The organism is Vibrio sp. Vb339 (assembly GCF_902751245.1).
GTDB lineage: Bacteria > Pseudomonadota > Gammaproteobacteria > Enterobacterales > Vibrionaceae > Vibrio > Vibrio coralliirubri.
Window position 1 is genome coordinate 201,072 of record NZ_CADDIS010000001.1, and the last position, 20,852, is coordinate 221,923.

At 46.9% G+C, this 20,852-nt stretch carries 14 protein-coding genes; 3 read left to right on the forward strand and 11 right to left on the reverse strand.

What is annotated here, in order from left to right; all coding sequences use genetic code 11:
• Window positions 1-32: 32 nt before the first annotated feature.
• The 6 genes from HRQ85_RS00920 to HRQ85_RS00945 form a co-directional block, all read right to left on the reverse strand.
• Window positions 33-1,010: a carbohydrate ABC transporter permease gene (locus HRQ85_RS00920; protein ID WP_172378414.1), complete on the reverse strand. Its 978-nt coding sequence runs from the start codon at window positions 1,008-1,010 to the stop codon at window positions 33-35.
• A gap of 67 nt (window positions 1,011-1,077) precedes the next feature.
• Complete coding sequence (locus tag HRQ85_RS00925; protein WP_048611935.1) at window positions 1,078-2,325, reverse strand: ABC transporter substrate-binding protein; 1,248 nt, start codon at window positions 2,323-2,325, stop codon at window positions 1,078-1,080.
• 18 nt (window positions 2,326-2,343) lie between these two features.
• Window positions 2,344-3,351 (reverse strand): LacI family DNA-binding transcriptional regulator, encoded by a 1,008-nt coding sequence (locus HRQ85_RS00930; RefSeq protein ID WP_017097774.1) that lies wholly within the window; start codon window positions 3,349-3,351, stop codon window positions 2,344-2,346.
• Window positions 3,352-3,954: 603 nt separating this feature from the next.
• Window positions 3,955-5,295: a carbohydrate porin gene (locus HRQ85_RS00935; protein ID WP_050647511.1), complete on the reverse strand. Its 1,341-nt coding sequence runs from the start codon at window positions 5,293-5,295 to the stop codon at window positions 3,955-3,957.
• Between the two features lie 373 nt (window positions 5,296-5,668).
• Window positions 5,669-7,729 carry a prolyl oligopeptidase family serine peptidase gene (locus tag HRQ85_RS00940; protein WP_172378415.1) on the reverse strand — a complete coding sequence of 687 codons (2,061 nt, stop codon included), beginning with the start codon at window positions 7,727-7,729 and terminating at the stop codon, window positions 5,669-5,671.
• Window positions 7,730-7,740: 11 nt separating this feature from the next.
• A complete protein-coding gene (locus tag HRQ85_RS00945) occupies window positions 7,741-8,658 on the reverse strand; it encodes a LysR family transcriptional regulator (protein WP_048611944.1) in 918 nt (305 codons plus the stop codon).
• 234 nt (window positions 8,659-8,892) lie between these two features.
• Here HRQ85_RS00945 and HRQ85_RS00950 point away from each other — a divergent pair, with 234 nt between their 5' ends.
• From HRQ85_RS00950 to HRQ85_RS00960, 3 genes are all read left to right on the forward strand, one after another.
• Window positions 8,893-10,584, forward strand: a complete 1,692-nt coding sequence (locus HRQ85_RS00950) for an L-lactate permease (RefSeq protein ID WP_050643635.1) — start codon at window positions 8,893-8,895, stop codon at window positions 10,582-10,584.
• Window positions 10,585-10,840: 256 nt separating this feature from the next.
• Complete coding sequence (lldD, locus tag HRQ85_RS00955) at window positions 10,841-11,980, forward strand: FMN-dependent L-lactate dehydrogenase LldD (RefSeq protein WP_050620158.1); 1,140 nt, start codon at window positions 10,841-10,843, stop codon at window positions 11,978-11,980.
• 467 nt (window positions 11,981-12,447) lie between these two features.
• Window positions 12,448-15,303, forward strand: coding sequence for an FAD-binding and (Fe-S)-binding domain-containing protein (locus HRQ85_RS00960; protein ID WP_172378416.1), 2,856 nt, complete (start codon window positions 12,448-12,450; stop codon window positions 15,301-15,303).
• A gap of 121 nt (window positions 15,304-15,424) precedes the next feature.
• Here the strand turns inward: HRQ85_RS00960 and HRQ85_RS00965 are convergent, their stop codons facing one another.
• The 5 genes from HRQ85_RS00965 to HRQ85_RS00985 all read right to left on the reverse strand — a co-directional run bounded on the left by HRQ85_RS00965 (window position 15,425) and on the right by HRQ85_RS00985 (window position 20,726).
• Window positions 15,425-15,667: a hypothetical protein gene (locus HRQ85_RS00965; RefSeq protein WP_017061558.1), complete on the reverse strand. Its 243-nt coding sequence runs from the start codon at window positions 15,665-15,667 to the stop codon at window positions 15,425-15,427.
• Window positions 15,668-15,819: 152 nt separating this feature from the next.
• On the reverse strand, window positions 15,820-17,556 hold the full coding sequence (locus HRQ85_RS00970) for an ABC transporter permease subunit (RefSeq protein ID WP_172378417.1): 1,737 nt from the start codon (window positions 17,554-17,556) through the stop codon (window positions 15,820-15,822).
• Window positions 17,557-17,560: 4 nt separating this feature from the next.
• Window positions 17,561-19,072, reverse strand: a complete 1,512-nt coding sequence (locus HRQ85_RS00975; protein ID WP_172378418.1) for an ABC transporter substrate-binding protein — start codon at window positions 19,070-19,072, stop codon at window positions 17,561-17,563.
• Between the two features lie 47 nt (window positions 19,073-19,119).
• On the reverse strand, window positions 19,120-19,971 hold the full coding sequence (locus HRQ85_RS00980; RefSeq protein WP_172378419.1) for an ABC transporter ATP-binding protein: 852 nt from the start codon (window positions 19,969-19,971) through the stop codon (window positions 19,120-19,122).
• Complete coding sequence (locus HRQ85_RS00985) at window positions 19,968-20,726, reverse strand: ATP-binding cassette domain-containing protein (protein ID WP_048613312.1); 759 nt, start codon at window positions 20,724-20,726, stop codon at window positions 19,968-19,970. Before HRQ85_RS00985 ends, HRQ85_RS00980 begins: the two co-directional genes overlap by 4 nt.
• Between the last annotated feature and the right edge of the window lie 126 nt (window positions 20,727-20,852).

The window sequence follows — 20,852 nt, forward strand, 5'->3', positions numbered from 1 at the left end:
GTGAAGTATTTGTCTTAATTGATGTCGACATCTTAATGTTCCCCTAAGCCTTTCTTACCGAAGAATAAAAATTGAACCAAGGTACACGTTGCGATGAGTGCAAACAGAAGCCATGAAATCGCTGATGCTGTGCCCATTTCTAACCATTCCCAACCCACTTTGTAGAGGTACATAGAGATAGTTAAACCAGATTGACCTGTACCACCTGTACCACGCGTTAGAACGAACGGTTCTTCAAACATTTGCAGGTTACCGATGATGGTCATGGTGATTGCAAAGAAGATGAATGGACGAATCATTGGTAATGAGATGTTCCAGAAGCGGCGGAAGGCATTGGCACCATCCATACGAGCAGCTTCTAAAATGTCTTTAGGAATCGTCATTAAACCTGTGGTGTAAAGGACGATGTTAAAACCGGTGTATTTCCAGAAAACCATGATTGCGATAGACGGCTTCACCATAGTGGCATCGTCTAACCAACGGATTGGTTGGAAATCGTTAACCCAAGCGAATGCCCAACCAAACAGCGTGCTATCGGCCAGAGCCATCAGCGTTTGGTTAATAATTCCTGAGTTAGGAGAGTACATGTTGAAGAAAATCAGTGACGCAGCGACCGTTGATGTAATGAACGGTAGAAAGTACGCTGATGTTAGCCAGTGACGCATACGGTCACCCATTGAAACCAACATGTAAGCCACTGGAATAGCAACTAAATGTTGAGCTACACCTGACGTGATTGCTAGCCACAATGTGTTCTTTAATGAGCGCCATAACCATGGGTCAGTTAAAGCAATGTGATAGTTCTCAAAACCCACAAACTCCATCGCATCCATGCCCCTCACAGGGTTCCATTCATGGAACGAAAGATAAACAGAGAACAACAGCGGGAAGACCCCAAATACAGAAAAAATGATCAGAAACGGCAGAAGAAATCCATACGGTGTAAGCGCTTTCAAATTCAGACGAGAAAAAAAGCTTTGCTCCGAAGGTTCTATCGCTGTATGATTCATAGTAACGACCTCTTAAAAAAGGAAGCGCGCTATCCGCGCCTCCTCACTTACTCAAAGTAATAACAAATTAAAGATTACGCGTGCGACGCTTGATTAGACGCTCTGCCTCTTTAAGCGCAGTCTCGATGTCCTTACCTTCATCAAGTACTTCCATCAATGCGTTCTCTAAGATGATAGAACGTGCAACGTGGTCGCCTTGTGCTGGAGAGACTGGCTTGATGTTCTGTGCCACTTCAGCAAAAAGAAGACGGGCTTTTTGTCCGCCTAGGAACTCCATCTCTTCTTGGAAAAGCTCATCGTCATACGTTGTTGTATTCGCGGGGAAAGCAGCAATCGTTTCGAAGTGCTTAAGCTGTACTTCACGGTCAGTCGTCATGTATTCAATAAGCGCCCAAGCTTCATCTGGGTTGTCTGATTGAGTTGGAATTGAAAGGAATGAACCACCCCAGCTGCCGTAGATACCATCAGGTAGGTTTTCTACTGCCCACTTGCCTTTAGTTTCAGGTGCAATCCAGTTGTTTAGGTGACCAAGAAGCCAAGCACCAGAAAGTTGAGTTGCAAATGTGCCGTTGCGGAAGCCCTCGTACCATTCGTTAGACCAAGCCAGAATGCGGCCATCTAAGCCTTTGTCGCGAATCTCTTTTGCAACTTCAAAAGCGTGAACAAAACGCTCTGATGTCACAACTGGGTTACCATCTTTATCAAAGTAAAGGCCTTCACCTTCAGGAACGGTCGTGAAGATGATTGCTTGTGCTACGTCTGCCGCTGAAGCAATAAGTTGTACGTTTTGCTCTTTTAATTTTTCACCAGCAGCAATATATGAATCCCAATCTTTGATTGCTTCTTCTACATCAATGCCCGCTTTTTCGAATACGTCGGTGCGGTAGTACATAACACCTGGACCTAGGTCGACAGGAATGCCGTACATGTCGCCGTCAGCGCCTTTGCCTTGTGCCCATGCGTAAGGTGCGAATCGTTCTTCGTATTTATCTGCACCGTAGTTTTCAGACAGGTTAACTAGACCGCCAGAGCCAACGAATGGACCAATTTTCTCAACGTCGACAACAATCACATCGCCAGCACCAGAACCCGTAGCTAGGTTAGTCGTTAGTTTCGTGTGGTGGTCACCATGGTTGTTCATAAGGTAATCAACTTTAATCCCTGTCTTCTTCTCGAAATCAGGCAGTAACACCTTCAAGCTGCTATCGAAATCAGGGAAGCCGTCGAAACGAATCTCTTTGTCAGCCGCATTCACAGCTGTTGTACCTAATCCTAAAGCAACCGCGCATGAGAGCGCCAAGGTCTTAAATTTCATGTTCTATCCTTAATATTTTTATAGGGTAACTGGTAAATCCGATACCGAGTTTCTAGTGACCAACGTCGGCAGCAATTTAAAGTTCACGTCATGTTTGATTTTTTTTAGCTTCTGTAGAGTGAGCTGTACTGCTTCAACGCTCATCTCTTCAATAGGGAAATTAATGGTGGTCAAACTAGGGGTCAGATAGCGCGCGAAGATGGTGTTATCGAAGCCCACCAGTGATACATCTTTCGGAACTGACAGTCCCTCTTGATGCAACACCTCAAAGGCGCCGAATGCCATGTGATCATTCGAAGCAAATACTGCTGTGAAATGACACTTACGATTCATCAACTTCTTCATAGCGCTGATGCCCGTCTCTTCAGTAAAGCCCGCTTCCGAGACTAAGGCTTCATCGTATGGCACACCCGCTTCTTCCAAGGCCTTTCGATACCCCTGCAAACGCCCCCTAGCATCTGCTTTATCTAAAGGCCCGGTAATGCACGCGATATCTGTATGTCCCTTTTGCAAAAGATATTGAGTAGCGAGTAGCCCCCCGACTTCGTTATCAATATCAATGCAACTCATCGCCATTTCTGGGATGAAGCGGTTAATTAAAACCACAGGGGTCCCCTGTTCTTCCAATTCAATTAAATAATCATCACTGAGCAGTTGAGTATGAAGAATCAAAGCATCAACACGACGCCCCAACAGAAACTCCACAGACTCTCGCTGCCCTTGTTCGGTGTTCGAACCCGCTGTAACAACAGCGTGGTAACCAAAGCGGCGTAGGTTTTCTTCTATGCAATGCAAGATGCCTGAATAGAAAGAACCGCCCAGTTCTGGAACAACCACACCAACACTTCCGGTACGACTTGAAGCCAAAGCTTGAGCGATAGAATTTGGGCGATAACCCAATTCTTTGATCGCTTTTTCAACCTTTAACTTCTTGTCATGACTCACTCTGCTAGTGCCATTAATAACCCTAGACACTGTCGCCTGAGACACACCTGCATGTTCTGATACGTGTTTAATTGTCGCCACTCGAACCTCGATACTTCATTAGCTTGTAACCGCTTACAAAACGATTATTAAGAAATTACGTTTTAGTTGAAGTGAGTGTCATCACACTAAAGTTGGAGGTAAAAATGCCAGTTGTGGAAATCATGAAAGCGCTTACAGATTCACTTCACTCCATGAAACTGTTTCATGGAATCATGAATCCATCGTGAGTCAGATTTGTTAAAAACCTTAGTTCCGTGAAGGGTTTTAACACACCTATTGGCGTATCAAATACGATGGGTATCGAATATTTTCCACTATCTAGGCTATTGATATGCAAGGGCTACGACGCGAGTTAGCCATTACAATTACTAGGGATAAAGCAGGGTACGCGAGATACATTAAAATAATATGAAACGAGGTATTGAAGATGTCATGGAGAGCAGAGGGAGAGGAAATCCAAAATAATAGAATAGAAATTCAAAACGAAAAAAAGGGCACAAAAATGTGCCCAAGAATGGAGTTAATTGAAACGTGCCCTAATCAATCTGCCTTTAGGGCTAAAATGGACAGTCTTTACTACTTTTAAACACAGGCTCTTTGAAAATATGCCGAATTCAAAGAGCTGCTGTTGCTAGCTTGCGATTACCACCAAGCTTCAAACATTGCGCCGAACGACAATGTATCAACATTAGTCGTCTTCACTGTGTTGCCTTTCGTTTCTACATCACCCACGGTTGTGTAGAAGCGAAGCATTGGACGACTCCAAGGTAAACCACCTAGAGAAACGTTTTGAGAAAGCGTTACTTTCCATGCGTTCTCTTCACCGTCGTCATCGTAATCAACCATGCCGTAGCCCGCTTCTAACCATGTAGAATGAACATCATCCCATTGGTATTGTGGACGAACGATACCAGCGTATTCCGTGTTCTCGCGATCTAAGTCTGAGCCAGAGTTGTCTTTGTACGACACTAAGTAATCGATGATGAAGTTATCTGTCGCTGCGTAACTACCTTCCACACTTGCGTACAAAGTTTGGTAGTCACCTTTTAGGTCGAATACTGATGAATCCGCACCGTCACCGTATTTCACTATTAATCGGTTAGAATCGCCTAAGCCTAACGTCGCACCTACTAAGTAAGCCGTTTCGTCACTGACTTTTTCTCCCTGCGTTACCACTGGCTCCATCTTGTCTGTCAGTGGGTCGTATACGTATTCAGTTGTCGTCGACGTATCCGCTTCGCTCGATGCAAAACCGTAGTTCGCGTAGAAATCTAGGTTACCAATACCAGCGTCAATGCTGTGTAGTTTCGCGGTCACTGCGTATCGACCGTTGTCATTTACGAGGCCGCCTTTCACTTGGCCAACAAAGCCCATGTCTAGCTTGGCACCACCGAAATCTAGGTTGTTAAAACCAGCACCTTGACCATCGTGAGACATCCAGAAGTAATCGTTCAAACCTTGTTGCGGACGTTGATGGAAGTCGCGACCAGCCCACATGTAAAGCTCAGGTTGGCTTTCAAATACATTGGTTACACCTGCGTACATTTTTTTCATGCTCAGGCCGCCGTCATCAGCCCAAGCATCTGCTTCCCAGTGGTCAGCCATGAATACGATGTCCCAAATCGCACCGTTGTCAGCTTGGAAAAGCTTAGCTAACTGAACCTCACCACCATTGGCTTCGTTACCCAAACGACCGACAGAACGACCTGTTGTACCGATGTCTACGTAACGCTCATCACCGCTCTTGTAGTGAGCGCCGTAACGAGCATAACCAGAGAAGACGATGCCTTCTGGCACCTTAGTTTCTGCAGTAAGGACAGCGGGCTGTTGATCGTTAACATAATCAATATCCACAACCTTAGATTCTAACTCTTGAATTCGTTTTTCTAATGCTTCGATATCAGTATCAGCAGCAAAAGAAGAGAGTGAAGCAAGCGAGGCCGCCACTGCGACTGTTATTGGCAAAAGCTTAAATTTTTGCATTGTAATTCCCTATTATTTTTTTGAGTTTTCATCGAACAGGGAAATATTAAGCAATGAAAGCGTTGAAAAGTTGGTCGCTGTTCACACTGATAAATCAGCCTAAATGCCATGAAACTTTTAGAATATCCATGACGAAAACTACTGATTTAAGATCAACAAGTTAGGGTTGATATTGCGTGAGATATCAGCTTGAAATCGCTTTCATTTCATCAGTATTGGTGGCGGCTATCACGGAAAACAGTGTGTGAAAGTGAAGGAAATATGACGCAGTTTTGATTGGTTTTCATATATATGAAAAGCCTCAAAATCTAAGGCAGATTTTGAGGCTTCTTGGTCTGAGTAAAATACCCAGTTATCTAGAATCAAGCATTCGTTAAAGTGAATCTAGAGACGCAATCCCCATATTGAACAGAGTAAATGCGTAGATATCGGCGGTGAGATCGATCGCTTTGCTGAGCGGCATTCCGGCGCCATGGCCCGCATTAACATCAATACGAATCATCACGGGTGCGCCACCTTCATGCTTGTCTTGCAGCTCTGCAATGAACTTATAAGAGTGAGCAGGCACCACGCGGTCATCATGGTCAGCCGTAGTAACAAGAGTCGCCGGATAATCAATGCCACGCACCACATTGTGAACGGGAGAATAGCCAAGTAAGTATTCAAACATCTCTTTGTTTTGTGCTGATGTGCCGTAGTCGTACGCCCAGCCTTCACCAGACGTGAAGGTGTGGTAACGCAACATGTCCAACACCCCAACGGCAGGCAGAGCCACTTGGAACAGCTCAGGCCTTTGTGTCATGCAAGCGCCTACTAGCAAGCCACCGTTAGAACCGCCGCGGATCGCTAACGTATCACTGCTGGTGTAGTTTTCTTCGATTAAGAACTCCGCAGCAGCAATGAAGTCGTCAAATACGTTTTGCTTCTGTTGTTGAGTACCAGCTTTGTGCCATGCCTTACCGTATTCACCGCCGCCACGTAAGTTAGGCACGGCATATACCCCACCCAGTTCTAACCAACTGCCGACCGTACCTGAGAAAGAAGGCGTCAGACTGACATTAAAGCCGCCATAGGCGTACAACATGGTTGGGTTACTACCGTCCAGCTTTAATCCCTTCTTATAAGAGATAAGCATAGGAACCTGTGTGCCATCTTTTGAGGTATAGAAGACCTGTTTAGACTCGAATTTGTCCGATTCAAACGGAGACTCAGAGCGCTGATAGATTTCTGAACGGCCAGTTTCGACATCGAATGAGAAAATCGTTGGCGGCGTGACATAGTTGGTAAAGGTGTAATAAAGCTGGGTTTGCTCTTTTTTACCACCTAAGCCACTGGCCGTTCCCATCCCAGGCATGTGAAGTTCTCGAACTAAGTTACCTTGGTAATCCAGCTGATCAATTTTAGACACCACATCCACCATGTAGTGCGCAAACAAGTAACCACCACCAGTACTGATGTCCAATGGCTGTGGCTTCTCAGGGATGATATCAAGCCACTTTCCATCACTGGTATCAAAGCTCACGACCTTGCCGTTTGGCGCATCTAAGTTGGTATATAAGATGAAGACTTGGTCTTGGTTATCGATGAGGTAAGTGTCGCTATCCACATGATCAATCAGCGTGTTCAACGATTGCGCCTCTGAATCTAAATCGATATAGAACAGTCTGTTACCTGATGTCGACTCTTTCCCAAGAATAATTAAGTAACGATCGTCTTCCGTGGTGTAGCCCGACACATAACGGTGTTGTTCAGCGTTGCTCTCACCAAAGATTACCCTGTCGCTAGCTTGCTCTGTACCCAACTCATGGAAGTACAGCTTGTGTTGCTCAGTACGAGCAGAGAGCTGGCTGCCGTCTGGCTTGTCATAGCTAGAGTAATAAAAGCCACGATTACCCAACCAAGAAATGCCAGTAAATTTGGCGTTGGTAATTTCCGTTTCGAGCTGCTGCTTAGTCTCAGTTTCAATCACGAAGATCTTACGCCAGTCACTGCCACCCTCAGAAATACTGTACGCCACTAAGCTATAGTCTTTCGAAAACGACACCGAGCCCAGAGACGTCGTTCCATCTTCCGAGAAAGTGTTCGGGTCTAGGAATACTTCAACCGGCTGCCCCTCTTTCTGACGATAGAGAATACTATGATTCTGCAGACCATCGTTCTTATAGAAGTAGGTGTACTCACCTCGAACAAATGGCTGCGAGCTCTTTTTGTAGTCTTGTGCTTTCGCCAGTCTTTCTCGCAGTTCTGCGCGATACGGGATTTGAGCAAGGTAGTCGAACGTGACCTCATTTTGACTCGCTACCCACTGCGCGGTTTCGTCACTTCTGTCGTCTTCTAACCAACGGTACGGGTCTTCGATTATCTGGCCAAAATAGTCATCGCTGACGATCTGTTTGTTGGTGACTGGATATTGATACTCTTTTAAATAGCTCATCGTGATCCTTATTAAAAATAATGTGAAATCGTCAGATAACGCGTTCTGATGTGTTCAATCAATAACTTAATCTTGTTCGGTGGTTGGCGCGTAAAAGGGTACACCGCATAAATACCGAGCTTTTTGCCCACTAAGTCAGGGAAGATATCCACCAGCTGACCATTACGAATATCGTGATAAACCAGACAACGTGGCACGTACGCCACACCATGGCCGCCCAACGCCGCTTTACGAAGTGCCGTGGCGTTATCGGTAGAAAATGAACCCGAGACACGCACGATGTATTTGTCGTTGTCAGTACATCCGTCTTTACTATGCAGGAACTGCCATTCACTGGCACCCGTTGTTTGATACGCGTATTGCAGACAGTTATGTTGCACCAAGTCTTTAGGTAACATCGGCTTACCGTTCTTAGCAATATAAGATGGAGAAGCGCACACCACCCATTGAGAATCCAAAATATGACGGGCAATGAGGCTTGAATCTTCCAAGTAGCCGGTTCGAATCACCAAGTCGAGACCATCCTCTACCAAGTCGACAAAGCGATTGTTCAGAGACATATCGACCGTTAAACCTGGGTGCATATTACAAAACTCGGCCACAGCGTCTGCGAGAATCAAATCTCCGGAGATAGTAGGCACTGACATTTTGATATGACCACTGACATTTTCACCAAAGCCTGAAACTGCGTCCATAGCCTCTTGAGCTGCCTGCTTCACATTTTTGGCCCCGTGTAACATTGCCTTGCCCGCCTCAGTCAGGGTCAATTTACGCGTGGTTCGATATAATAATTGCACACCAATCTCTTCCTCTAAACGCGCAATTCTTTTACTAACTACCGAATTTGTAAGGTTATTTTGCTCTGCCACCTTACTGAAACTGCCCAGTTCTACCACCTGTGAAAACAGGATCAAATCGTCTGCTCGCATCTGATTATGCCAATTTTGGAATTAATTATTTTCATTATTTCCCTATATCAATAAAAAATAAAGGGGTAAATTCACGCCAAATTAACAAAACAATTACAAAAACAGTCATTCCAATTACAAGATTCGCCTAAAGAAGGTTCCCGTTTAGAGGCCAAAGCGATTCAAATAATGACAAACCATAACGTGATCTTTACTTCAAACATGAACGTTTGAAAACAGTACGAGGAAGTACCCATGAGTGAAACTCTACTAGCCCTATTGGCATTTTCACCAATAGTTGTTGCAGCGATTCTGCTGGTTGGCCTTAACTGGCCTGCAAAAAAAGCGATGCCTGTGGCATTTGCCTTAACCGTTGCTATCGCCCTACTTGCTTGGGACATGTCTGGCACTCGCGTGCTGGCTTCTGTATTCCAAGGCTTCGGCATTACCGTGTCGGTTCTCTGGATTGTGTTCGGCGCCATCTTCTTATTAAACACTTTGAAACACACCGGAGCCATCACCACTATCCGCAACGGATTTACTGATATATCCGCTGACCGTCGTGTTCAGGCAATCATCATTGCTTGGTGTTTCGGTTCATTCATTGAGGGCGCATCTGGCTTCGGCACACCTGCTGCCATCGCTGCACCACTGCTGGTTGCTATCGGCTTCCCTGCGCTTGCTGCAGTACTGATGGGCATGATGATCCAATCTACGCCAGTATCATTTGGCGCGGTTGGTACTCCAATTATCGTTGGTGTGAACAAAGGTTTGGACACGCACAACATCGGTGAAAGCCTGATTGCTCATGGCTCAACATGGGATGCTTATCTACAACAAATCACGTCAAGCGTTGCGCTAATTCATGCTTCTGTTGGTGTGATGATGCCTGTATTGATGGCAATGATGCTGACTCGCTTCTTCGGTAAGAACAAAAGCTGGACTGAAGGTTTAGATATCCTGCCGTTCGCACTGTTCGCAGGTGCTGCGTTCACTATTCCTTACGCATTAACGGGCGTTTTCCTAGGCGCAGAATTCCCATCACTGATTGGTGGTCTGGTTGGCCTAGCAATTGTGGTTACTGCAGCAAAACGTGGCTTCCTCGTACCAAAATCAAAATGGGATTTCGAAAGTGAAGACAAGTGGCCAGCAGAATGGCTAGGTTCTTTGAAGATCGATTTAGACGACAACAAAGATCATAAAAAGATGAGTATGGCGATGGCATGGGCACCTTACGTGCTGCTCGCTGTCACTCTAGTTGCTAGCCGTGTAAGCCCTGAGTTCAAAGGCCTACTTAAGAGCGTGAGCTTATCGTTCAGCAACATCCTAGGCGAGACTGGCGTAAGCACTGCGATTCAACCTCTGTATCTACCGGGCGGTATCTTGGTCTTCGTCGCGCTGGTTGCGGTTCTCATGCAATCTCGTAGTGCAACGCCACTAGCTAAAGCGTTTGGTGAATCAAGTAAAACACTGATTGGCGCAGGCTTTGTGTTGGTGTTCACCATCCCGATGGTACGTATCTTCATTAACTCTGGCGTGAACGGCGCTGATTTGGCCAGTATGCCGGTAACGACTGCGAACTTTGCAGCTGACCTAGTTGGCGGCGCATTCCCAGCACTAAGTGCAACGGTTGGCGCGTTAGGTGCCTTCATTGCAGGTTCGAACACAGTTTCAAACATGATGTTCAGCCAGTTCCAATTCGAAGTAGCACAAACTCTGACTATCTCTAGTGCGGTGGTTGTCGCTCTGCAAGCGGTTGGTGCAGCAGCAGGTAACATGATTGCGATTCACAACGTAGTAGCGGCATCGGCAACAGTAGGTTTACTAGGACGTGAAGGTGCAACGCTACGTAAGACAATCATTCCAACGTTCTACTACTTGGTAATGACAGGCATCATTGGTCTAGTGGTTATCTACGGATTCAAAATGACAGACGCACTTATGTAAACCATAAGTCGTTACAAAAGCACTTGGCGTTAATACTCAATTCCCCGACTGCAACACCGTCTAATAAGACAGTTAATGAGTTTCGGAATGGATACTGAAACACATCAACACCCTCGGGTATTAACGCCATTTTCCCGCTTTACAGCTTATTTACTTAGAAGCTCAAGCAAGACAGAACACTTACTTTCAAGAATTAAAGCAGCCCAAACCAAGCTCTCATAGAAGGGCATCATCCCAAGAATTTAGGACTGAAATTATGATCATATCCGCATCGACTGATTACCGCGCCGCAGCAAAATCGAAATTGCCACCGTTTCTTTTCCACTACATTGACGGCGGTTCTTACGGAGAACATACCCTACGCCGCAACACGGCCGATCTGGCAGAGATCGCGCTCAAGCAGCGTGTACTTAATGACATGTCGGACCTAAATTTGGAAACCGAGTTGTTTGGCGAAAAACTCGCAATGCCAATCGCGCTGGCTCCTGTTGGTTTAACAGGTATGTACGCACGACGTGGTGAAGTACAAGCAGCAAAAGCCGCCGACAACAAAGGCATCCCTTTTACCATGTCGACCGTGTCGGTATGTCCGATTGAAGAAGTCGCACCTAAAATTGAACGCCCAATGTGGTTTCAGCTTTACGTATTAAAAGATCGTGGCTTCATGAAGAACGTTCTTGAACGCGCTAAAGCCGCTGGCGTCACAACGCTGGTCTTCACCGTGGATATGCCAGTACCCGGCGCTCGCTACCGTGACATGCACTCAGGAATGAGTGGTCCAAATGCAGCAATGCGTCGTGTATTTCAATCGATGCGTCATCCTAGCTGGGCAGTTGATGTTGGCCTACTCGGCAAGCCTCACGATCTTGGCAATATCTCTACTTACCGCGGCTCTCCAACAAAACTGGAAGATTATATCGGTTGGTTGGGTGACAACTTCGACCCGTCGATTTCATGGAAAGATCTAGAATGGATCCGTGATTTCTGGGACGGCCCGATGGTCATTAAAGGCATTCTTGATGAAGAAGATGCAAAAGACGCCGTAAGATTTGGTGCAGACGGTATCGTAGTTTCAAACCACGGCGGTCGTCAGCTTGATGGTGTTCTATCAAGTGCCAAAGCCTTACCTGCGATTGCAGATGCAGTAAAAGGCGACACCAAGATTTTGGTCGACTCTGGTATTCGTACTGGCTTAGATGTAGTGCGCATGATGGCGATGGGCGCAGACTGCACCTTACTTGGCCGTTCTTTCGTTTACGCATTAGCAGCGCAAGGGCAAGCAGGCGTTGAAAACCTACTCGACCTGTACGACAAAGAGATGCGCGTTGCGATGACTCTAACTGGCGCTAAGACAATCAAAGACTTAACTCGTGAATCTTTGGTGGGATTAGATTAACCCGCCACGACTCAGGTTCATGTTCGGATTCAGATTCGGACTCATGCTTTGGCCTACTTAGACTGAAGTTCAATCGGTGTCACAGCAATTCCACTGCCGTTGTGACACCGTTTAAGCACTGGAAAATAAAATAAAAACTAGGGCGTGTTGATCTTTCGAGCTGATTTTTGCAGCGAGTTGCTAGGTATTTATACAAGGCAGAGGCGTCGATGTGTAGCTAGCCTACATGAGAAGCCGATAACGCAGTAGAAATGGCCAGCAAACGCTGCCCGAAGGGTTCGAGCTGGGCGCCCCCGCAAAAAGCGTTTTACTCTTTGTTGAGGGGGATTTGCTTAGAGTGACTAGGCTACTTCTCCCTCGCCGCGATTAAAACGCTTTTGACTAGGCGTCCCCATGCGAACAAAATTTAACCACGAAAGGTCAACACGCCCTAACCAGTGCCAAATAAGAAGCACAAGGAAGCAAAGATGGAGACAAACACATCCCATAAGCGAGTAGTAGATGCACAAGCTTATCAGCAGCTTGAAGCGATACTGGCTCAAAGAATAGAAACGGAACGCATTGTCACGCAAGAGGCAAAGCGATTGGCTTACGGCACCGATGCGAGTTTTTATCGCTTGGTGCCGAAAATGGTTCTAAGGCTTAAAAACTTAGACGAGGTGATATTCACGATTCAAAGCTGTCGTGAACTGGGTATTCATTTTACGTTTCGCGCCGCGGGTACCAGCCTATCAGGACAAGCCGTTTCAGACTCGGTACTCATCACACTGACCGACGACTGGCGCGGCCACGAGATTGTCGATAACGGCAATCAAATCATCCTGCAACCCGGTGTAATTGGCGCTGATGCCAACAAATACCTCGCCCCTTTCCAACGTAAAATCGGCCCAGACCCAGCCTCTATCAACACCTGTAAAATTGGCGGTATTGCCGCGAACAACGCCAGCGGTATGTGTTGTGGTACTGCGCAAAACTCCTATCGCACCGTCGAGAGCATGAAAATCGTATTAAGTGATGGTTCCCTGCTTGATACTGCAGATAACGCCAGCGTTGAAGCATTCAAGCAATCACACAAAGCACTGTTTGAAGGCATTGTTGATTTACACAGACAGACTAGTTCGAATCAAGAACTCGCAGACAGAATCCGCCACAAGTACCGTCTTAAAAACACCACCGGCTACGCGCTCAATGCATTGGTCGATTACCACGACCCAATTGAGATCATAAAACACCTAATGATTGGCTCAGAAGGCACACTAGGTTTCATTGCTGAGATTACCTATAACACGGTTATCGAACATCCAAACAAAGCCTCGGCTCTGTTGGTGTTTGCTGACATAGAACAAGCAAGTAAAGCCGTGACTACGCTATCTAAAACGCCGGTTGCTGCTGTTGAGTTAATGGATGGCAGGGCGCTACGTTCTGTCGCGGATAAACCGGGTATGCCTGCATTTATGCCAAGCTTGGACTTGGAAGCCGCAGCGATTTTAGTTGAATCACACGCCAGCTCCCAGCAGGACTTAGATTTACAATGTAAATCAATTTTGGATGCATTGACTGAATACACAATTGTTGAATCAGTCCCTTTCACGTCCGATCCGAAGACTGTCGCAACCCTATGGGGCATTCGAAAAGGCATGTTCCCTGCGGTTGGGGCCGTTCGTGAAGTTGGCACAACCGTTATCATCGAAGACGTGGCTTTCCCAGTAGAGAACCTTGCGAACGGCATTCGAGAGCTGCAAGAGCTGTTCGACAAATACGACTACAGCGAGGCGATCATTTTCGGTCACGCACTCGAAGGCAACCTGCACTTTGTGTTTACCCAAGGCTTCGATAGCCAAGAAGAGATCGACCGTTACGGCGGTTTCATGGATGACGTAGCCGAGCTCGTCGCCGTGAAATATCAAGGTTCTCTGAAAGCGGAACACGGCACGGGCCGAAACATGGCACCTTATGTGGAATTAGAATGGGGCAAAGATGGTTATGCATTGATGCAACAGATCAAGGCATTGTTCGACCCAAAAAGGCTGCTTAACCCCGGCGTTATCATCAACGACAATCCAAATTCCCACATCACAGACTTAAAGCCAATGCCTGCCGCCGACGACCTTGTCGACCGCTGTATTGAGTGTGGATTCTGTGAGCCTGTTTGTCCTTCTCGCACGCTGACTTTATCACCTCGCCAACGTATTGTTTTATATCGCGAACTACAACGCCGCCGAGCAGCAGGTGAAGAGATAGAAGCCAGCGAGCTAGAGAAGACGTTTGAATACCAAGGCATTGATACCTGCGCCGCAACAGGCCTGTGTGCGGAGCGTTGCCCAGTGGGCATCAACACTGGCGATTTAGTGAAGAAGCTTCGTATCGCCAAATATGAGAAGTTCACACCAATTGCTAAGTGGACAGCGGAGCACTTCTCGACCACCACCAAGCTGACTAAGGCTGGCCTCAAAACTAATCAAGTGGCGAGTAAGGTTCTAGGTGCGAATACAGTCGGCAAGCTAACCAATGGCTTGCGCTCAGTGACTAAAGGCGCGACACCGGTTTGGATGCCTGAGATGCCGCAATCCAATAGTCACTCGCTTGCCTCATCACCCGTGACGGCAGAATCTTCAAGCAATCATAAGAAGGTGGTTTACCTCCCTTCCTGTGCAAGTCGAACCATGGGGCAGCAAAGCGATGCAGGCGACCAACGTCCTCTAACTGAAGTGACCATGTCTTTGCTCAACAAAGCGGGATTTGAGGTGATTCTTCCGAAGAAGCTAGATGACCAATGCTGTGGTATGCCTTACGACAGCAAAGGAATGACCGACTTAGCACAGTCGAAGGCTCAGCAGTTGGAAGAAGTGCTATGGCAAGCCAGTCGTCAGGGTGAATACCCAATATTGATGGACACCAGTCCGTGTGCCAAACGCAGTATTGAACAGTTCACCAAGCCATTAGAGGTGTTAGAGCCAACAGGGTTTGTGAATCAATATTTGCTTGAACATCTGACGCTTGAGCCGCTACAAGAAACCGTGATGCTGCATGTCACGTGTAGCTCTCGTCGAATGGGCTTAGAAGGCGCGATGTTAAACCTTGCTAAAGCGTGTACCGAAGAGGTGATTGTTCCAGAGCATATTCAATGTTGTGGTTGGGCAGGTGACAAAGGCTTCACTACACCAGAGCTGAATGAGGCGGCGGTACACCCACTCAAGGAACAAGTACCGAACAACTGTACTCGTGGCTTCAGTAACAGCCGAACCTGTGAGATCGGTTTATCGCACCACAGTGGCATTCCGTATCAATCAATCTTGTATTTGGTGGACGAAGTGGCGCAGTAGATCCACTCATACTGCGAGCAACATGCTCTAGCTTAAAACGAAAAATGGCAGCCCAATCAGGCTGCCATTTGTTTATTCGATTTAAAACGTATTACCGAGCTAGATATTGCTGAGCTAGCGGCTACTGAGCTAAGCGCACCAACTCTTCTGGCGAGTAGTGTTCTGCTTCTGCGCCTTTGGCGATTAAGTCGATCACTTGGAACTCGTTCATGTCACCAAACTCTTTGGTTAAGTAATCACGGAACGCTTTCTCGTTCGGCCATTTGCCTCGCACGATATAGCCATCTTCCTTATCGAAATCTTCCGTCTCAAAGAAAGAAAAGTCGGTCATACCAATATTGTGACAATACAAAACGAGATACATGTTGAATCCTTTACACTTAACTAGGGCCTGTTTAACTTTCGAACCGATCAAAAAGCGTCTCTAAAAAGCAGGGCTAAGGTTACAACATAAATGCTAAATCGAATACCCAATCGGATCGTCAATTTAGAAACCTCAGCGACCGGATCTTTACGTTAGTCATCAAACATCATGTTAATGGCTGCACCCAACAAGATCAGCCCAACAATTGGCCCCATGACTGCTAATGGCGCGCGCTCAATGTATGGAAGGTTCTCTGCGATCATCAAACCCCATTCAGGTGTTGGTGGCTTAGCCCCTAACCCGATGAAGCTCAGCGAGGTCAGGCTTAAAGTGATGACCGGTAACCTCAACATCGCGTGTCTTAACAACGGTGGCAACACATACGGAAGCAAGTAGAAACGGAAGATTCTAAGCTTACTGGTGCCCCATAGTGGCGCGAGGTGTGTATAAGGTTGAGCCTTGGCTTCTACGATCAAGCTTGAGCAGTGTGCAGCTAGCGGCGCCCACGATACCAATACAATCGCGATTAATGCGCTGTTCGGATTCATCCCCGTTAAACCTGCAACAAGCAAGCCTGCAATGATGTATGGGATACCCTTAGTGATCTCGATAAGGCCTTGGCTAAAGCGGGTGTTGAAACCCATGATGATGCCCGTCACCAAGCTCAAGAACGTTGCCAATATGCCGGCTTGGAAGGTCGCAATCATACCAGAACCAATTCTCGCCAGTAGGTCTCGACCAATGCCATCTGCGCCCAAAGGTGCTTGCCAACTCGGCGATGCTAAGCGTGCAAACTGGCTAGTGTATGGGTCTCGGAATGTAGCCCATACAACGATAGCAATTAGGAAAGAGAAGATCGCAAAAGCAGTGACACGCTTTGCGCGGTTCTGGGTAAAACGAAACGAAGAGTGGCTACTGATGAGCTTGCCGCTTTTCAGGCTGTGGCCAAGAATCAATTGCTGAACAAACAAACTCATGCTGCTCACGGCAATTGAAAATAGCAGCAACACCAATAAGCCGCCTTGCAGCGTTGGTAAGTCTTGCGCCTTGGCTGCACCAAGAATCATGCGCCCGATACCAGGGATCGAGAAGATAAGCTCAACCGCGACTGCGCCACCAGTTAAGCCAATCACGATCATCGCAATTTGCGGGATCAGACTGCTCAGCGCTCTTTTCAGCGCAAAGCGAATAATTTGATTGGAATGAACGTTGGCGCTGAGCCAAGTGATCACCCAAGGTTCATTAAGAACGCGTTGTAAACTGTCTCTAAGTAGGCGACTAAATAGGCCACTAGCGGGCAATGCGAGCGCTAAACTCGGTAGCCATATGTCTTGCCAACTTTGCCAACCATACGGCGGCAGCCAACCTAACCAGATAGAGAACACCAGTATTAATACCGAGGCCACCACATACTCTGGCAAGGATATTAATACGGTGCTTAAACTGCTGTAACTCTGCCCCAGTTTGCCCTTCTTCCAACTGCGCAAAGTAGCAAGCAAGCCTGCACCGCACAGCACGAAAGTCATCACAAGTGCACTCGACATCAGAAACAGAGACGTCGACGCTGTCTTTTGAATACCTAGTGCAACCGAAGAACCATCAATCCATGATTTCCCTAGGTCACCCGAAAAGGCACTTCCTACCCAGTCGATCAGGCGTTCGCTTGCCGAACGATCAAGCTGAAGATCAGCTCGTACCGCTGCTAGAGCTTCAGGCGTAAGCAAATGTTGTTGCCCCGCCCTCGCACGCAAAATAGATTGGCTTGGGTCGATACCCGCAATATCAGGCATCAAGCCAACAAGAATCACCACCACAATCAGCGAGGCGATTCTTGATAACCAAGGCGTCAAGAGAAATAAGGTTCGACGCAGAGTCTCAGCAGATAGCATCTATTTAGTTAGCCTGTTTCGCTTGTTTGAGCTGTGTAGTTTGGTCAACTAAACGGCGCTCACTTGGGTCACGAACCACATTGCTTACGCGCTCGCTTTCACCTTGAATCACACGCTCGTGAAGCAGTGGGATAGCAGCAAAGTCGTTCAAGATTTTTTGCTCAGCTTCGATAATCGCTTGCTGACGCAGTGCACCTAGCGGTTGTAGGTCAGCGTGAGCCAGTGCTTTATCTACCTCTTGAGAACAGAATTGACCAAGGTTGAATGAACCCTTACAGCCAAAGTCACTCATCATGTAAGCCACCGGATCACCCGAATCTAGAACCGTTGCGCGAGAAAGGATGAACGCATCGAACTTGCCTGATAGCGCGTCGTTTTCTATCTGAGCGTATTCACGGATATCTAACTCAACCTTGAAACCTGCCGCTTCAAGTTGCTGTTTAAGCAGCGCTGCTACTTCTGGAAGCTCAGCTCGGTCGGTAAAGGTACCGATAACAATGCTTTCACCGTTCGCTTTTAGAGTCTTGTCCAATGCCTGACCTTCAGGTCGAATTGGCTCAGCCCAAGCAAGCGCAGGGCCTAATAGACCTTGTGCGATATCAGCGTGGTTTTCATAAACAGTGCTAACGATCTGTTCTCTGTCTACTGCAGCCGCCGCGACTTTACGTAGGTTAATATCGCTAAATACACCTGACTTATTGTTCAGGTAAAGCGTGTTAGTACGAGGCATTGCTACTTCGTAAAGCAGGTTCGGATCAATGGTCGCGATTTGTGAAACGGGTACCGCTTCTACGATGTCTGCCGTACCGGTTCTTAGAGCCGCAGCGCGCGCAAAACCGTTCGGAACGTATTCTGCAATCACAGATTCAACCTGTGCTTTTTGACCCCAGTAGCCATCAAAACGTTTTAGCTTCGCGCTTGTTGTACCGTTAATTTCAGTCAATTCAAACGGGCCAGTACCCGCGCCTGTTGGGATAACACGGCCATCTTCTTGGTACGCACTTGCTGCAAGAATCGCTAATTGAGGGCTTGATAAACGACTTGGTAGAAGAGGGTCATCAAAGCTGGTTTTGATCTCTACGCGGTAGTTGTCCATCGCTTTCACTTCTAGCTCTACACCATCTAGGATGCGTGGCTTAGGTGCTGCTTCAAGCGCTTTTTGTAGAGAGTTCACTACAGAGTTTGCCGTTAATGTCGAACCGTCATGGAATTTAACGCCTTGGCGAATCGTGAACTGCCAAGTCAGAGGATCAAGATGTTTCCAATCCGTTGCCAACATAGGTTGTGCTTCTGAGGTTGGGCTCAGGTTAACCAGAGTTTCTGCTGTGCTCCAACGAGATAACTTAAAAGCGTCATCAGAAAGTGGCGATAAACCCGTTCTTGGCGGTTGCATCATCGCAACTCGAATTTCAGATTTTACTGCGGCATCACTCGACCCTGGTTGAGAGTCAAAACAGCCCGTCAAAGGCAGAGCCAACGCAAGCGCGCAAGCCAGTTTGATTGAATTAAAACGCATAATTATTTTTTCTCTGTAGCTGTATTTTTTGATAAATAAGGTTGTGTTTAACAAGTAGATTTTGAAAGAGGCTGAGACTCGATCAGCATCTGAGTCGCAGGATGAGCAGGTTTATTCATCACTTGATCGGTCGGTCCGTGCTCGACCATTTCACCATGGTCGAGTACCAGTATTTCTTCACAAAGGGCTTTTGCGGCACCTAAATCGTGCGTAACCAAAATAAGGCGCATATCGCGCTTCTTTTTTAATGAATTAACCAAGTCCAACAACCTTTGACGATTCACAGGGTCAAGGCTAGCAGTAGGTTCATCGGCCACCAGCACTGCGGGTCTAACGACAAGAGCCCGAGCAATAGCCACACGTTGAGCTTGACCTGTAGAAAGCTGATTAGGCTTCAGTAAGAGCAAACTGGCAGGCAATCCAACGTCTGACAGCGCTTCTTCAATGATGGCTTCATGATTACCCGAAACATCTAAGTTGCTTAACGGTTCGGCTAAGATCTGTCGAACGGTATAGTAAGGGTTGAGGCTAGTGTGGGGCTCTTGTGGCACCAATTGAATCAGCCGACACACCGTTGCTTGCGCTTTGCTATCGCGAATTGGGAGCGAATAACCGAACAAGTTTATTTGACCAAAGGTTGGCGCTTTAAGGCCAAATAGCAGTTCAATTAACGTTGATTTACCGGCACCAGAACGCCCAACAATTGCTAGGCTTTTGTCTTCAACATTAAGGTCTATGTTCTGCAGTGCTTTAAACGCTTTACCACCCAACCAACTTGGTACGGAGTAGTAGTGAACACTCACATTGTCGAACTTAATCTCTGTCGATGTTTGTGTTTCTGAATCAGTCACTGGCATTAATGGCGAGGCTTCTGAGTTTAGTGGTAAGGTCGAGCTCATTCGATTAAGTCTCTCAATGAACAGCAGAAAGCGTGAGAGCTCGACTCAAGTGCATGTTTCGGTGCACCGTAAGCCACCACACCACCATCATCGATGACCAACAACTTGTCACACGCCAACGCGCTATGCAGGTCATGGGTGATGAGTAAACCACCAATTTGACGTTGTTTAACATTGTGTCGAATCAGCTTAAGTATCTCTTGCTCTGTCACCGGATCTAACGCACTGGTTGGTTCATCGGCGATGATAATATCGGAGTTACTCAGCAAGCCAATCGCAATACACACACGTTGGCGTTGCCCACCCGAAATTTGGCTCGGGTACAACGGCAAGATGGTTTCTGGATTAGGAAAACCAAGTTGAATCAGCAACTCGGTAATTTTGATTTTGTCTTTTGATTTAAGCTTGGTGCGAGTTCCCGTCAAGGCAAGGCAGAGTTGGCCTTCTATTGAAACCAGAGGATTTAACGCTTGAAGCGCATCTTGAAAGATAACTGCGGGGCGCTGTGCTGCAGTTCTTTGCAACATAGGTAAACCACACACCGCTTCACCAGATAGAGAAATATGACCTTCAACTTCAACCGTCTCTGGCAGAAACCCCGCAATAGCGCGAGAAAGCATCGACTTACCAATACCTGAAGGACCCATGATCGCCAACAGCTCACCTCGATAAACATCGAAGTGGATATCTTGGAAAAGGGTTCTCGAAGAGGTTTTGATCGTTAGGTGGTCAACAGACAAAAGTGGGGCGTTCACGCAGATACTCATATATAGATGTTATAACATAACAACTCTATCATTTACCCGACATGATGAAAAGAGAACATTGAACTGTATCGCGTTTTACTTACAATTTTATTGACCAGTTATAGTGAGTCATTA